This window comes from Streptomyces sp. NPDC048337 (genome assembly GCF_043201175.1).
Classification (GTDB): Bacteria; Actinomycetota; Actinomycetes; order Streptomycetales; family Streptomycetaceae; genus Streptomyces.
Genome location: NZ_JBICYR010000005.1, coordinates 212,649 through 227,168, shown reverse-complemented (window position 1 = coordinate 227,168; position 14,520 = coordinate 212,649). Strand labels below are relative to the sequence as shown.

Here is a 14,520-nt window from a genome sequence, read left to right as displayed (position 1 = left end):
CGGTCAGGCGGCGACGGCCAGCCTGCGCAGGCGGCGGCCCAGCAGGCGGGCGTAGTTCAGCTGGAGGAAGGGGACCACCGGGCCCGCGAGCCGGGTGTACCAGCTCGCCGGACGGCTGAAGGCGGTCACCGTGAACCACACGGTGCCGTCCGGGTCCAGGTCCACGAGGAAGGACTCCTCCCCCGATTCGGGGTGGCCGGTCAGCGTCCCGTACGCGAAGCCGACGCGGGTGGGCTCGTACGCCGTCCAGATGATCCGGCAGGGAGCGGTGATCCGCAGCGGGCCCAAGCCGATGCCCACCTCGACGCGGTCGCCGGCGCGTACGGCCCCGGAACCGGCCCGTACGCGCATCCCCGAGGCGCGGTGGGCGTGGAAGGTGGTCACCGCGACCCCGGCGGCTTCGAAGACCTCCCGGCCCCGGCCGATCCGGGTGCGGTGGCGCAGGTGGTTGTAGCCGGCGGGCAGCGGCTGCCGGGCCGTCGCGCCCCGGTCGCGGTAGCTGAGGGTGTCCCGGCCGGTGCTGATGAGGCGGGTCATGGCGTGATCTCCTGTCGGGCGGCGGCAGCGGTGCCGGGGGCGTCAGCGGTCAGTCGGCGCCAGGCCAGCACCGAGCACAGGGCGAATCCGAGGGCGTTGCCGAGGCCGTGGGTCGCGGCCATCCAGGTCAGGGTCGGGTGGACGATCCCGGTGGCCTCGCCGGCCGCCCACCACAGGGCGAGCAGCATGGTGGCGACCAGGACCGCCGCCGAGCCGGCGAGCAGCGCCCGCGTGGTGCGGTCGCGGCCGGCCGGCCGGATCTCGCGCCAGGTCGTCAGGGCCACCGCCCACATCCCGCCGGTCAGGACCACCGCGCCCACCAGCTCGGCCCAGTCGCCGACGAAGTAGCCGAGGAGTACGAGCAGGGTGCCCGCGGGGACGCTGTACGCGGCCAGGCGCGCTCCGGGTCCGGGCGCGGCGGCCCGGCACACCAGCCCGGCGACCAGGGCGGCGGTGAATCCGGCGAAGTGGAAGTGGGGCACCGTGAGCGCCAGGATGTCGAGGTCGAAGCCGAAGAGCCGGTATCCGGCGCGCTCGGCGACCAGGGCCGTCCCGGCGATCGACGGCGCGACCAGCGCGGTGGCGACCGCGATGTCGGCGGGACCGGGCGGGCGGCCCCGGAGCAGTACGGCGGGGGCCCGCGCCGCGAGGGCCAGGCAGGCGGCCGCGTAGAGTGCGGCGAGCGTGGTGGCGAGGGGGCCGCGCGGCAGCCACAGGCAGACCGCCCCGAGGGCGGCGGGCAGCGGCCAGAGGCGGGCGGCCCGGCGGAGCCCGGCGGGGTCGATCAGGCGCAGGCCGGCGGGGACCACCCAGAGCATGCCCAGGGTGACGATCACGTTCACCAGTACCGTCACGGCGGACTCCCCTCCACGTCGCGGCCGAACGCTTTGAACGCGTTCAACTCACGGTGGCGACTCTACGAGGTTCCTTGAACATGTTCAAGAAGTGTTCCGGTTGCGGCCTGCGCGCGGATGGGGCAGACAGGAGGGAGCAACCGGGGCGAAAAGGGAGATCCACGTGCACGGACCGACACCTCCGACACCTCGTCAGGCGCCGCGCCGTCATGCACCGGCCGGCGCCGCCCTCTTCGCCGTCCTCGGCCTGTTCGCCGCGGCCTGCGGCGGCTCCGAGGAACCCCGGGGCACCGCGGGAGCCGAGAGCCAGGAGGTCTACCTCCAGCCCGTGGCCACCGCGGGCCCCGACCCCTTCACCGCCTCCTCGGCCACCGCCGAGTCCGCCCCCGTACAGCCCCCGCTGCCCAACCCGACCGGCCAGGGCATCCGTACCGTCAACGCGGCCACCCCCGGCCTCTACGGCGGAACCCAGCGGCTCGGCAGCTGCGACGTGGAACAGCAGGTCCGCTTCCTGACCACCGACGACGCCAAGGCCCGCGCCTTCGCCGAGGCCTCCGACATCGAACAGGCGAAGATCCCCGAATTCCTGCGCGGCCTGACGCCCGTGGTGCTCCGCGCCGACACCCGCGTCACCAGCCACGGCTTCCGCGACGGCGCCGCCGACAGCTTCCAGGCCGTACTCCAGGCGGGTACCGCCGTCCTCGTCGACGAACACGGGATGCCCCGGGTCCGCTGTGCGTGCGGCAACCCGCTGCTCTCCCCGCGCGCGCCCAAGGGCTCCCCGGTGACCAAGGGCGACCCGTGGAACGGCTACCAGCCCAACCAGGTCGTCGTCATCGAACCCACCACCCAGGTGATCAACAACCTGGTGATCGTCAACATCGCGGACAACACCTGGATCGAGCGCAAGCGGGGCGACGACGGCGCCCAGGACCGGACCCCGCAGGTGCCGCCCCCCTACGACCCGGCCGACGGTATCCCCAACGGCCCCGCCACCCCGCCCGGGACCACCCCCGGGGAGCCCTGCCCGACCCCCGAGAGCAACAGCCTGGCCCGCACCGCGCCGCCCACGCCCGCACCCTCCGGCACCGGCCCGGGCGCCTCCGCCACCCCGGGCGCCTCCGCCACCCCGGGCGCCTCCGCCACCCCGGGCGCCGAGGTCGCCCCGACCACCCCGGCCCCCGGCGTGACGGACTGCCCGCAGGATGCGCGGGCCACGCCGGCCCCGCCGGATTCCACCACGCAGCAGAGCCCCGGCGTGCCCCCGAATCCCGCCACACCGCCCCAGCGGCCGCCGTCGTCCGACCTCCCCACCGACTTCCCGACCGATCTGCCCTCCGACATTCCGTCCGACCTGCCGTCGCCGTACCCGAGCGGCCCGGGGATCCCCCTGGACCCCAACGACCCGTACGGCCCCTCCGACCCGAACGACCCCAACAACCCGTACGCCGTGCCGGACCAGCTGACCGACCCCTCCGATCCGGGCTACTCACTGGAGAGCGCCTGACCGGCCCGTGTGTCATGGTGGATCGGTGCCGACCGCCGTATCGCTGCCGGACGACTGGCCCGCGCACCCGGACCGGTCGCTCGCGCTGAACCGCATGGGCAGTTTCGACTGGGACCTGGTCACCGGTCTCATGCACATGGACTCGGCGGCCCTCGACGTCTTCGACACCACCCCCGACGAATACGACGGGCGGCCGGAATCCCTCGCCCCGAGGGTCCCGCCCGCCGAGGGCGCCCGGCTCGACGCCCTCGTCTCCAGCGCCCTCAAGAGCCGCGAGGACAGCTACGGCGCCTACTTCCGCATCCGCTGCCACGACGGAAGGCTGCGCTGGACCCACACCCAGGGCCGCGTCATGCGCGGCCCGGACGGGCGCCCGTACAGGATCATCGGCATCGTCCGCGACGCGACCGAGGAGCTCAGCCACTCGGCGGAGCGTCTCGGCCTCGACGAGGAACGGCGCCGCCAGACCTCGGTGGTCGAGAGCACGACCGCGGCCCTCGCGCACGCCCGGACCGTGCAGGACGTCATCGACGCGCTCGGCGACGCCCACGGGCTGGAGCGGCTCGGCTCCATGGGCATGGTGATGGGCCTCGTCGAGGCCGGCCGGATCCACCTCGTCGCCGAGGGACCCGAGGGCAGCTTCGTCCCCGGCACCCGCTACACGCGCATCGACGAGCAGTACCCCATGAGCGAGGTCGTCCGCTCGCTCCAGCCGCGTTTCCTGGACTCGGCCCAGGAGTTCGCCGCGGACTATCCCGGGCTCTGGGCGAAGATCTCGTACATGAAGATCTCGGCGGCCGCCTACCTGCCGCTGATCGCACAGGCCCGCCCCATCGGCGCGATCGGCCTGCTCTACCAGGACAAGGACGGCTTCACCCAGGACGAGCGCAACCTCCTCGTCGCACTCGGCAGCAGCATCGCCCAGAGCCTCCAGCGGGCCATGCTGCTGGAGCAGGAGCACGATCTCGCGGAGGGCCTCCAGCAGGCGATGCTGCCGCGGCGGATCCCGTCCGTGCCCGGGGCGGAGATCGCCGTACGGTACCGCTCCGCCCGGATGGGCCAGGACATCGGCGGCGACTGGTACGACGTCATCCCGCTGCCCGGCGGCCGGGTCGGCGCGGTCATCGGCGACGTCCAGGGCCACGACACCCACGCGGCGGCGGTCATGGGCCAGCTGCGGATCGTGCTGCGCGCCTACGCCGCCGAGGGCCACTCGCCGGGCACCGTCATGGCCCGCGCCTCGGTGTTCCTGCACGAGCTGGACACCGACCGCTTCGCGACTTGCACCTACGTGGAGGCCGACCTGACGACGGGGGTGCTCCAGCTGGTCCGCGCGGGCCACATCGACCCGCTGCTGCGCACCAGAGACGGGAACTGCCGCAGGATCCCGGTGGCGGGCGGGATGCCCCTGGGCCTCTCCGCGGAGTTCGGCCGCCTCGAATACCCGGTGACCACGGTGGAACTGGACCCGGGGGAAACGGTCCTGCTGTGCACGGACGGCCTCGTCGAACAGCCCGGCGCCGACCTCGACGACGGCATCGGGATCCTCACCTCGCTGATCCGCAGCGGACCGGCCGACCTCCAGGACCTGGCGGACCGCCTCTGCGGCGTCGTCGACGAGCGCGGCGGGGACGACGACATGGCGCTGCTCCTGCTGCGCCGCCAGGTCCAGGCCGCGCCCCAGGGCGGTGGCCGGCTCCAGCAGCACGTGGCGCCGGGCGACCCGGAGGCCCTGGTGGCGGCCCGCCACATGATCGGGGCGGCGGTGCGCGCGTGGGGCGCGCGCGACCGGGCCGACGAGATCGAGCTGGTCGCCGACGAGCTGATCGTGAACGCCCTGATGCACACGGACGGCCCGGCGATCGTCACCCTGCGGGTCCTGTCCGGCCCCGAACGCCGCCTCCGCGTGGAGGTCGAGGACCGCTCCAGCGCGCTCCCGCGGCGCCGCGAGGCGGGCGAGTCGGGGGTCTCGGGGCGGGGCCTGATGCTGGTGGACCGGCTGGCGGACGTGTGGGGCGTGGAGTCGCGGGGCGGCGGCAAGTGCGTGTGGTGCGAGTTCGTGATGACCTAGTGCTCTGACCAGTGCTCTGACCGGCGCCGGCTCGCGCTTCGCGCGGGGCGGCGGCAGGCTGGGACCATGCCGGAGCTGCCCGAGGTCGAGGCCCTGCGGGAGTACCTCGACGCCCACCTCACCGGGCGGGTGGTCGAGCGCGTCCTCCCGCTGGCCGTCAGCGTGCTCAAGACCTACGATCCGCCGCTGACCGCGCTGGAGGGGCGGACCGCCGGGACCACCACCCGGTACGGGAAATTCCTGGCCCTGCGGATCGGCGAGCTCCACCTCGTCACCCACCTGGCCCGGGCGGGCTGGCTGCGCTGGCAGGAGACCCTGCCCGCGCAGCCGCCGCGACCCGGCAAGGGCCCGCTCGCCCTGCGCGTCGTACTCGAAGGCGGCGGCGGCTTCGACCTCACCGAGGCCGGGACCCAGAAGCGCCTCGCCGTCTACGTGGTCCACGACCCGGCGGAGGTGCCCGGCATCGCCCGCCTCGGCCCCGACCCGCTGGCCGAGGGCTTCGACCGGGACGCCTTCGCGGCGCTGCTCGCGGGGGAGCGGCGCCAGATCAAGGGCGTCCTGCGCGACCAGAGCGTCATCGCCGGGATCGGCAACGCGTACAGCGACGAGATCCTGCACCGGGCCAAGGTCTCCCCCTTCAAACTGGCCGCATCCTTCGACGAGGAGCAGACCACCCGGCTCCACGAGGCCGTCCGCGACACCCTGCGCGAGGCCGTCGAGCGGGCGCACGGGGTGGCCGCTGGGGAGCTCAAGGCCCAGAAGAAGAGCGGCCTGCGGGTGCACGGCCGGGCCGGGGAGCCGTGCCCGGTGTGCGGGGACACCGTCCGCTCGGTCTCCTTCGCCGACTCCTCCCTGGAGTACTGCCCCACCTGCCAGACCGGGGGCAAGCCGCTCGCCGACCGGCGGCTCTCCCGCCTCCTCAAGTAGCGGGGCGCCGCATAGACTCCGGCACCATGGCCGAGGAGCAGCAGCAGTCGCCGCCCCGGCGCGAGGTCGTCACCGGGGTCCCTCGAGGCGCCCGCCGCCGGCCGCCCGCGCACACCCCGGCACGCTCCGAGATCTCCGAACAGACCACCCTCGGCGCCACCTACGTACGGGCCCTCATGCGCAGCCAACTGCGCGCCGCGCTCGGGGCGCTGGCCGTGCTCGCGCTGCTGGTCGGGACGCTGCCGCTGGTGTTGGTGCTGCCGCGCACCGGGTCGGGGCCGCTGGTGTGGGTGGCGCTGGGCGTGCTGGTGTATCCGGTGATGTGGCTGATCGCCCGCTGGTACGTCACCCGGGCCGAGCGCAACGAGGCCGATTTCACCGGCCTGGTGATGGACCCGGCCGAGGCGCCGGGCCCGGGTCCCCGCCGCCCCGCGTAGGAACGCCGCTCTCAGAAGAGGTGCATCGCCAAATGGCCGAGCGGCAGGCCGAGTTGCCAGGCCGGTGTCCACACCCGCGCGTTCTCGTCCAGCCCCGGCGGGGTGTCGGCGTGGCCGTGCCGGCCGGGGTCGAGGTTGGTGGCGAACAGCTCGGTGCGGTCCAGCCAGCGCCATGCCGCCCGGGCCAGCTCCAGGTCCGGCTCCTCGGCGGGGCCGCGCTCGCGGGCCTCCTCGCCCAGCGCGAGGAACCGGGTGTGCACCCAGTCGCGCCAGGGGTGCCCGTACGCCGTCAACGAGAGCCACTCGTCGAGCTGGGAGACCACCCGGATCCCGGAGAGCTCCCCGGCCGCGTCCGAGAGGTAGATCGTCAGCGCGAGCGTGTCGCGCCCGGCCCGGAACTCCAGGGTGCTGACCGGGATCAGCCGGCCCGTGCGCAGCAGTTCGTCTGCGATGTACTCGGCGTAGAGCCAGGCCATGGGCACCGCGAGCCCGCCGTCACTGGTGCCGTTCGTACCCTCGGGCTGCACCGTTCCACCTTCTCCCGCGCGTCAAGCGTCCCGTCGTCAGCCACGAGCCTTCACCGACCGGCTCGCGGAGCGGGGGATGTTTACTCAACTTGAACGGTCTGATGCCTCATTCCATGCGGTTTGTGTCCGGTCCGCATGCGTTCGAGGCGTTCTTCGACCCCTTGCCGTGAGCCGGGGCTCAGGCGCCGAGGCCGTACCCGTACCCCTGGAGGCCCTTCTTCAGGGCACGCAGAGCATAGTACGTACGGGATTTGACGGTCCCGGCGGGTATCCCGAGCTCGGCGGCGGCCTCGGCCACCGAGCGGTCCTGGAAGTAGACCTGCATCAGCACCTCGCGGTGCTCCGGCCCCAGGGAGCCCACGGCCCGCCGGACGTCGATCGCCGTGACCGAGCCGGCCACCGCGTCCTCGGGGGCCGGCGCCTGCTCCAGCCCCTCCGGGTCCACCTCCTGCGGCCGGGACATGCGCGCCCGCCGCGCGTCGATCGCGAGGCGTCGGGCCACGGTGAACAGCCAGGGCCGCATGGACTCGTGACCGCTCGACAGGACTTCCGGGTGCTGCCAGACCCGTACGAGGGTCTCCTGTACGAGGTCCTCCGCGCGCTGCGCGTCCCCGGCGGTGAGCCCGACCAGGAAGCCGAACAGGGCCCGCCCGTGGTCGCGCTGGAGTTCGGCCAGCGCCTGCGGATCCGTACGGGTGAGGGTGGGGGAGAGCGGCACGAGGGGCTCCTTCCGGGGTGCGTGGGGGTCCGTGACCGAGGGCGACGGATCAACCCTGACCTGCACGGAGCCGCCCGGGAACCGTCCGGTCCGGGTGGTGCGCCCAAGCACCCGGGTCATCCGGTGGGCGGCCGGGCCGGACGGTGAACGGTCGAACGGCGCGGCGAACGGCACCGGTTCCGGCCGTGGTTCCGGTGGTGACCGCGGGGCGGCCCCGGCTGCTGCCGTCCGGGTGAACCGGTGACCCGTGGCCGGATCCGTTCCTTGACTTGGGGCGTCTCTTTCTGTGGATTGCAGGTGATCTGATAGTCGTACTAATGAGAGCCGGGACAGATGACCAAGCGCACCCGACAGGCCGTCACCCTCCTCTCGGCCCTCCTGCTGTCGGCAGCCGCCGGCTGTTCGGCCGCGGGGAGCTCGGGAGCGGGACCGGCCCCGGCGCGCCTCGCCGAATCCGGCAAGCCCACCCCCACCAGCGCCGCGGGCTCCCCGGCGGCCAGGGGATTCACCCTGGTCGCGAGCGGCGACGTCCTTCCGCACACCTCGGTCATCCAGCGGGCGGCGGACGACGCGGGCGGCGACGGGTACGACTTCAAGCCGATGTTCTCCGGTGTCAAACCCCTGGTCTCCGCCGCCGACCTGGCCATCTGCCACATGGAGACCATCTACGGGGAGGAGGGCGGACCCTTCTCCGGCTACCCGGCCTTCAAGTCCCCGCCGGAGGTGGCCGAGGGGCTCAAGGACGCCGGATACGACGGCTGCTCCACCGCCTCGAACCACACCCTCGACGACGGAGCCGCGGGCCTGCGCCGCACGCTCGACCGGTTCGACAAGGTCGGCCTGAAGCACGCCGGTTCGGCACGCACGGCGGCCGAGGCGGCCACGGTGGCCACCTACACGGCGGGCACCGCCAAGGTCGCGCACCTCGCCTACACCTACGACACCAACGGCTATCCGCTGCCCGAGGGCCAGCCGTGGGCGGTCAACCTGATGAAGCAGGACAAGATCATCGCGGATGCCCGGGCCGCCCGGAAGGCGGGCGCGGACGTGGTCCTGGTCAGCGTGCACTGGGGCACGGAGTGGCAGACCGAGCCGGACGAGACGCAGCTCTCCCTCGGTAGGGCCCTGACCGCCTCCCAGACCGGCGGACGCCCCGACATCGACATGATCCTGGGCACGCACGCGCACATCCCCCAGCCCTACGAGAAGGTCAACGGGACCTGGATCATCTACGGCATGGGCGACCAGGTGGCCGGCGAGATGTTCAACTACACGGGCGCGCGGGACATGCGCGGCAACTACGGCTCGATCGGCCGCTTCACCTTCGCCCCGCCGACCGCGCCCGGGCAGCGCTGGCAGGTCACCAAGGCCGAGTTCGTCCCCCAGATGATGGACCTGTCCATCGGCAGGGTCGTCAACCTCCCCGACACCCTCGCGAAGAACCCCGACCGGAGCGACTACGAGAGCGCCCAGGACGCCATCAGCGAGGCGGTCCTCGGCCGCGGCGCCGCCAAGGACGGCCTCACCATGGCCAAGTAGGTCAAGTAGGCCAAGTAGCCTGGACGCTCAGCGGGTTGGGCTGGTGAGGGTGTGCCGGGAGGGGTGCAGGGGGATGGCGGGTTCGGAAGGCGGACGGTGGGTCTGGCGGGCGGTCCTGCTGCTGTCGGCGGCCGTGGCCGTCGCCCTGGTGCTCGTATCCGTCCTGGTGGACCTGGACACCGGGAACCGCGTGGCCAGTGTGGTGGGCGCGGTGGCGGGCGTGGGCGGCGTGGCCCTGGCGGTGCACGGCCTGACCCGCCCCGCGCCGGCCGCGGGGGACCGTTCCGTGCAGGCCGGTCAGGGCATCGGGCGCGCCGTCACCGGCGACAACAACCGCCTCCACGGGCCGGCCCCCGCGGTGCCCGCTCCCGCGCCCTCCCCGGCGCCCGCCCCGCCCGTACCGGGTGAGCGGGGCGTGGCGGCGGCCGGGGGGATCGGTGAGGCGGTCACCGGCGACGGGAACGAACAGCGGTGACCCGGTGGTCGCCCCGCAGGTGGTGGCCCGGCGCATTCCCGCCGGAGCCGCGCGGCCCGCAGAAGCCCCCGCTCCCGCCGGAGGGGCCCACGGCCACGCCCACGCCCTTGGCCGGCGGCGAACACTCGATCGCGGCCGGCGGCTCGATCGCACTGGGCGTCAGCGGCGACGGCAACCGCATCCGCATCGACGGCGATGTCGTCCTCGGCCGCCCGGCCCGGCCCCCGCGGTCGGCCTACTGGCGGGAAGTCCGCCACCTCGCGGCCACGTCCCGCTTCGAGGGCCGCGAGGAGGAACTGGCCGCCATGGCCGCCTTCGCGACGGCCCCCGATACCGAACCCTACGGGTGTACCGAGCCTGACGGGTGCGCCGAGCCCGGCGGGCATGCCGAGCCCGGCGGGCATGCCGAGCCCGGCGGGTGTGCCGAGCCCGACGGGTATACAGGCCATGGCGGGCATGGCGGGCATGGCGGGCATGGCGGGCACGGCGGCCACGGCGGCGACGGCGGCGACGGCGGGCATGGCGGGCACGGTGGCCACGGCGGCCATGGCGGGCACGATGGGCACGGCGGGCATGGCGGGCATGGCGGGCACGATGGCCACGGCGGCCACGGCGGCCACGGCGGCCACGGCGGCCACGATGGCCACGGCGGCGACGGCGGTCGCGGCGGCGACGGCGGCCATGGCGAGCACGGCGGGCATGGCGAGCACGGCGGCCATGGCGGCCATGGCGGCCATGGCGGCCATTGCGGCGACGGCGGTCAAGGCGGGCACGATGGCCACGGCGGTGACGGCGGTCAAGGCGGGCACGGCGGCCATGGCGGGCACGATGGGCACAGCGGCCATGGCGGGCACGATGGCCACGGCGGTGACGGCGGTGACGGCGGTGACGGCGGTGACGGCGGTCAAGGCGGGCACGATGGGCACAGCGGCCATGGCGGCCACGGTGGGTACTGGCGGTGGCTCGGGCCCGCCTGGGCTGGGAAGACCGCGCTGATGGCCCAGTTCGTCCTGCACCCGCCCGACGGCGTCGACGTCCTCGCCTTCTTCATCACCGCCCGCATGGCCGGCCGCGCCGACCGCACCGCCTTCCTCACCACCCTGGAAGGGCAGCTCCGCGCCTGCCTCCAGGACGACGACGTCGACTGCACCGCCCCCGGCGGATTCCTCGACGCCCTCGAACGGGCCGCCGCCCAATCCCGCGCGGCCGGGCGCCGCCTCGTGCTCGTCGTGGACGGCATGGACGAGGACACGGGCATCCCCACCGCCGTCGGCGGCCACAGCATCGCCGCCTGCCTGCCCCACACGCCACCCGCCGGCCTGCGGATCATCGTCGCCGGCCGCCCCCACCCGCCCGTCCCCGCCGACGTCCTGGCCGGCCCGCTGCTGACGACCGCCATCGACCACCCCCTCGCCGTCTCACCCGCGGCCCAGGCGGTGCGCGCCGACGCCGAACGCAACCTCGAAGCCCTCATCGCCTCGGGCGGACTCAGTCTCGAACTCGTCGGCCTGACCGCCGCCGCCGGCGGCGGCCTCAGCCCCGCCGACCTCGCCCACCTCAGCGCCACGGCCCGGCGCCGCATCGAACTCGTCCTCGGCGGCAGCACCGGACGGGCCTTCCAGCACCGTCCCGCCCAATGGGCCGCCGACACCGACGGCAGGCCGCACACCCTCTACTCCTTCGCCCACCAGGACCTCCTCACCGGCGCGCGCAGCCTGCTCGACCCCGCCGAGCTGGACGGATACCGGGCCCGCCTGCACGCCTGGGCCGACCGTGCCCGCCGCAGCGACTGGCCGCCGGACACCGCCGAGTACCTCCTGACCGGCTACCCCCAGATGCTGGGCGAGCTCGCGGACACCGCACGCCTCACCGAACTGGCCACCGACCGCACCCGCCACGAACGCCTGTGGCAGACGACCGGCACCGACAGCCAGGCCTTCATCGAGATCGCCGACGCCTTCCGCCTGCACCTCGCCACACCCGACCCGGACCTCACCCGCTGCGCCCAGCTCGCCTACCGCCGCGACAGCCTGCAGCACACCGCCGACGTCCTTCCCACCGGCGTCATCACCACCTGGGCCCGCCTGGGGCACCTGCGCCGGGCCGTCATCGCCGCCACCCAGCGCAGTCACCCGCCGCAGACACCGGGGCAGACCCTGCTCGGCTCCCTGCTGACCGCGGCCGGAACCACGGCCGAGGCCACCGGGTTGGTCATCGACGCGGCCCATGCCCTCACCGCCCCCGAACGGCGGTCGAGGGCGCTGGCGGAGATCGCCCAGGCGCTGGCCGCCGATTCCCAATGGGCCCACGCGAACCGGATCGCCCACTCCCTCACCGATGCCGAGCAGCGGGCGCAGGCCCTCACCGGCATCGCCGTGGCCATGGGGGCGGCAGGGGAGTACGCCGCCGCCGTCGAGGTCGCCGGGAGCGTCGCCGATCCCGAGCAGCAGGCCCGGGCGCTCACGAGCATCGCCAACGCGATGGCGGCGGGCGGGGATTGCGGCGGCGCGGTCACGCTGGCCCGCACCGTCAGCGATCCCGGACAGCAGGCCGTGGCACTCACCGGTATCGCCTGGACCATGGCGGGGGAGGGGGACCACGGCGGGGCGGTCGACCTGGCCCGCACCGTCATCGACCCCGGGCAGCAGGCCCGGGCGCTCGGCGGCATCGCCGTGGCCATGGCGGAAGCCGGGGATCACGGCGCGGCCGTCGCGCTCGCCCGTACCCTCACCCCTCCCGATCAGCAGGCGCAGGCCCTCACCGGCATCGCCGCGGCGCTGGCGGGGGCGGGCCATTTCGACGGGGCGGTCGGGCTCGCCCGTACGATCGGCCCTCCCGAGCAGCAGGCCTGGGCGCTCGCGGACATCGTCTGGGCGCTGGCGGCGGCGGGGGATTTCGACGCGGCGGTCGGGCTCGCCCGTACGATCGGCCCTCCCGAGCAGCAGGCCTGGGCGTACGCGGACATCGCCCGGGCCATGGCGGGCACCGGGGACTTCGGCGGGGCGGTGGAGCTCGCCCGTGCCATCGGCCACCGCGAACAGCAGGGCCGGGCCCTCACCGCGATCGCCAGGGCGATGGCGGAAGCCGGGGACCACGAAGGGGCGACGGAACTCGCCCGCACCCTCACGGACGCCGACGAGCGGGCCCGGGCGTTCGCCCAGGTCGCCATGGCCACGGCGCGAGCGGGCCACCCCGGTCCGGCCGTCCGGCTCGCCCGCGAGATCACCGACCTCGACGTGCTCGGAAGCCTCGCCGAGACGATCGCCGAAGCGGGAAACGCGGCGGACGCCGAACACCTCGCCGAAACCACCGCCCGCCTCGCCCACAGCAGCGCCGCCGCCCACCAGCTGCACGTCCTGTCGGTCGCCATCACTGCGGCCGCGGCGGCGGACGTGGCGCTGGATGCCGCCGAACTGGTCGCCTCCGCCGCCGCCCTGGCCCGTACCATCGCGCACGAGGAGGAACGGGCCTGGGCCCTCTCGGAGATCGCCAGGGCGCTGGCGGAAGCCGGAGGGCACGACGCGGCGATCGGGCTCGCCCGCGCGATCACCCATCCGGACCCCCGGGACTGGGCGTTCGAGGACATCGCCCGGTCCCTGGCCGAGGCCGGGAAGCAGCCCGCGGCCGTCGAACTCGCCCGCCTGATCACCATCCCCTCGTGGCAGGGCCGCACCATCGCCCGCATCGCAGCCGAGACGGCGCGGGCCGGGAACCATGACGGGGCGCTCGCACTCGCCGACAGGCTCGCCCCTCCCGTGCAGCAGCAGGAGGCGGCCGCGGGCATCGCCGTGGCGCTCGCGGAGAGAGGCGACCACGACACGGCGATCACGTACGCCCGGAACCTCACCTTCCCGGTCCTCCAGGCGCGGACGCTCGGGGACATCGCCCGGGCCATGGCGGAAGCCGGGGACCTCGACGCGGCGGTCGAGCTCGCCGGGACCATCCCCTCCGCCGAGCTGATGGCCGAGGCCCTCGCGGGCATCGCCGGCGTGCTGGCCGGGGCCGGAGAACACGGCGCATCGCTGGAGCTGGCCGGCACCATCGCCGACGACGACTACCGGGCCGAGGCGCTCGCGGTCATCGCCGCGGCCGCGGCGCGGGCCGGGAACCACGACGCCGCGCTCGAACTCGCCGAAATCCTCGCCCCAAAGCAGCGGCAGGCGGCACGCGGCGCCGTCGCCGTGGCACTCGCCGCGTCGGGCGACCCGGCCCGGGCCGTCGACCTCGCCCGCACCCTCGCCGACCCCGGGCACCGGGCACGCGCCCTCGCGGGGATATCCCGTGCCACCGGCAGCAGCGGCTTCCTCGTGGAAGCGCTGGCCCTGTCGTTCGACGCGGCTCTGATCGCGGACCTCGCCCGCACCGACGCCGAAGCCCTGCACACCCTGGTGCGCGGCATCCTCCGGGAATGAACCCCGCGCCGGCCTGCCGGCTGCCTACGGCACGACGGTGACCGGCCAGCGGCCCGCCTTGACCAGACGGATCGCCACCGAGCCCACGATGCGGTGTCCGGCCTGTTCGGAGGCGCCGACGACCACGGCGTCCGCCGTCAGTTCCTCCGCCGCGCTCACCAGGCCCGCGTACGGGTCGCCGCGGAAGGTGTGGAACTGCCAGCGGACCTCGTAGATGCCCTTGAGCCGCTCCGCCGACTCGCGGATCTCGGCCACCAGCCCCTCCGCGATCTCCCCGGTGGTGTCGGCCACCGGCGCGCCCAGCGAGGCCCCGGCTGGCATCACCGGCTGGACGTACACCAGCGCCAGCAGCGCGTTCTGCCGCCGGGCCAGCCCCGCCGCGTAGGCCGCGGCCCGTAGCGAGGACTCCGATCCGTCCACTCCGGCCAGGATCACCTTCGGGCCGTCGGTACCGCGTTCGAATCCCGTGTTCACGTGCTCCGTCACCCTTCCGAGGCTATCCCGCTCGGCGCGCGG

At 74.6% G+C, this 14,520-nt stretch carries 13 protein-coding genes; 8 read left to right on the top strand and 5 right to left on the bottom strand.

What is annotated here, in order from left to right; all coding sequences use genetic code 11:
* Positions 1 to 3: 3 nt before the first annotated feature.
* Entirely contained in the window at positions 4 to 537 is a 534-nt protein-coding gene (locus ACGFYU_RS11120; RefSeq protein WP_393826986.1) for a DUF1990 family protein, read from the bottom strand.
* Positions 534 to 1,391: a YndJ family protein gene (locus ACGFYU_RS11115; RefSeq protein WP_393826985.1), complete on the bottom strand. Its 858-nt coding sequence runs from the start codon at positions 1,389 to 1,391 to the stop codon at positions 534 to 536. Before ACGFYU_RS11115 ends, ACGFYU_RS11120 begins: the two co-directional genes overlap by 4 nt.
* 163 nt (positions 1,392 to 1,554) lie before the next feature.
* Between ACGFYU_RS11115 and ACGFYU_RS11110 the strand changes: the two genes are divergently transcribed.
* The 4 genes from ACGFYU_RS11110 to ACGFYU_RS11095 all read left to right on the top strand — a co-directional run bounded on the left by ACGFYU_RS11110 (position 1,555) and on the right by ACGFYU_RS11095 (position 6,333).
* Positions 1,555 to 2,898 carry a DUF6777 domain-containing protein gene (locus ACGFYU_RS11110; protein WP_393826984.1) on the top strand — a complete coding sequence of 448 codons (1,344 nt, stop codon included), beginning with the start codon at positions 1,555 to 1,557 and terminating at the stop codon, positions 2,896 to 2,898.
* Positions 2,899 to 2,905: 7 nt separating this feature from the next.
* Positions 2,906 to 4,969 carry a SpoIIE family protein phosphatase gene (locus tag ACGFYU_RS11105; protein WP_393826983.1) on the top strand — a complete coding sequence of 688 codons (2,064 nt, stop codon included), beginning with the start codon at positions 2,906 to 2,908 and terminating at the stop codon, positions 4,967 to 4,969.
* A 66-nt stretch (positions 4,970 to 5,035) separates the two neighbouring features.
* Entirely contained in the window at positions 5,036 to 5,896 is an 861-nt protein-coding gene (locus ACGFYU_RS11100; RefSeq protein ID WP_393826982.1) for an Fpg/Nei family DNA glycosylase, read from the top strand.
* Between the two features lie 26 nt (positions 5,897 to 5,922).
* Entirely contained in the window at positions 5,923 to 6,333 is a 411-nt protein-coding gene (locus tag ACGFYU_RS11095; RefSeq protein ID WP_393826981.1) for a hypothetical protein, read from the top strand.
* 11 nt (positions 6,334 to 6,344) lie between these two features.
* Here the strand turns inward: ACGFYU_RS11095 and ACGFYU_RS11090 are convergent, their stop codons facing one another.
* Complete coding sequence (locus ACGFYU_RS11090; protein WP_393827143.1) at positions 6,345 to 6,809, bottom strand: hypothetical protein; 465 nt, start codon at positions 6,807 to 6,809, stop codon at positions 6,345 to 6,347.
* A 229-nt stretch (positions 6,810 to 7,038) separates the two neighbouring features.
* Entirely contained in the window at positions 7,039 to 7,578 is a 540-nt protein-coding gene (locus ACGFYU_RS11085) for a sigma-70 family RNA polymerase sigma factor (RefSeq protein WP_393826980.1), read from the bottom strand.
* Between the two features lie 333 nt (positions 7,579 to 7,911).
* On the opposite strand from ACGFYU_RS11085, the gene ACGFYU_RS11080 reads away from it, so the two are divergent.
* From ACGFYU_RS11080 to ACGFYU_RS11065, 4 genes are all read left to right on the top strand, one after another.
* Positions 7,912 to 9,117 (top strand): CapA family protein, encoded by a 1,206-nt coding sequence (locus tag ACGFYU_RS11080; protein WP_393826979.1) that lies wholly within the window; start codon positions 7,912 to 7,914, stop codon positions 9,115 to 9,117.
* Between the two features lie 73 nt (positions 9,118 to 9,190).
* A complete protein-coding gene (locus tag ACGFYU_RS11075; protein WP_393826978.1) occupies positions 9,191 to 9,592 on the top strand; it encodes a hypothetical protein in 402 nt (133 codons plus the stop codon).
* 384 nt (positions 9,593 to 9,976) lie between these two features.
* Positions 9,977 to 10,588 carry a hypothetical protein gene (locus ACGFYU_RS11070; protein ID WP_393826977.1) on the top strand — a complete coding sequence of 204 codons (612 nt, stop codon included), beginning with the start codon at positions 9,977 to 9,979 and terminating at the stop codon, positions 10,586 to 10,588.
* Positions 10,588 to 14,004, top strand: coding sequence for a hypothetical protein (locus tag ACGFYU_RS11065; RefSeq protein ID WP_393826976.1), 3,417 nt, complete (start codon positions 10,588 to 10,590; stop codon positions 14,002 to 14,004). Before ACGFYU_RS11070 ends, ACGFYU_RS11065 begins: the two co-directional genes overlap by 1 nt.
* Before the next feature lie 24 nt (positions 14,005 to 14,028).
* On the opposite strand, the gene ACGFYU_RS11060 is transcribed toward ACGFYU_RS11065, so the two are convergent.
* On the bottom strand, positions 14,029 to 14,490 hold the full coding sequence (locus ACGFYU_RS11060) for a universal stress protein (RefSeq protein WP_393826975.1): 462 nt from the start codon (positions 14,488 to 14,490) through the stop codon (positions 14,029 to 14,031).
* Between the last annotated feature and the right edge of the window lie 30 nt (positions 14,491 to 14,520).

Coding starts and splice junctions, on each gene's coding strand:
- ACGFYU_RS11095 (WP_393826981.1), top strand. CDS start 5,923: ATGGCCGAGGAGCAGCAGCAGTCGCCGCCCCGGCGCGAGGTCGTCACC.
- ACGFYU_RS11075 (WP_393826978.1), top strand. CDS start 9,191: ATGGCGGGTTCGGAAGGCGGACGGTGGGTCTGGCGGGCGGTCCTGCTG.
- ACGFYU_RS11065 (WP_393826976.1), top strand. CDS start 10,588: ATGGCCCAGTTCGTCCTGCACCCGCCCGACGGCGTCGACGTCCTCGCC.
- ACGFYU_RS11120 (WP_393826986.1), bottom strand. CDS start 537: ATGACCCGCCTCATCAGCACCGGCCGGGACACCCTCAGCTACCGCGAC.
- ACGFYU_RS11100 (WP_393826982.1), top strand. CDS start 5,036: ATGCCGGAGCTGCCCGAGGTCGAGGCCCTGCGGGAGTACCTCGACGCC.
- ACGFYU_RS11070 (WP_393826977.1), top strand. CDS start 9,977: ATGCCGAGCCCGGCGGGCATGCCGAGCCCGGCGGGTGTGCCGAGCCCG.
- ACGFYU_RS11080 (WP_393826979.1), top strand. CDS start 7,912: ATGACCAAGCGCACCCGACAGGCCGTCACCCTCCTCTCGGCCCTCCTG.
- ACGFYU_RS11090 (WP_393827143.1), bottom strand. CDS start 6,809: ATGGCCTGGCTCTACGCCGAGTACATCGCAGACGAACTGCTGCGCACG.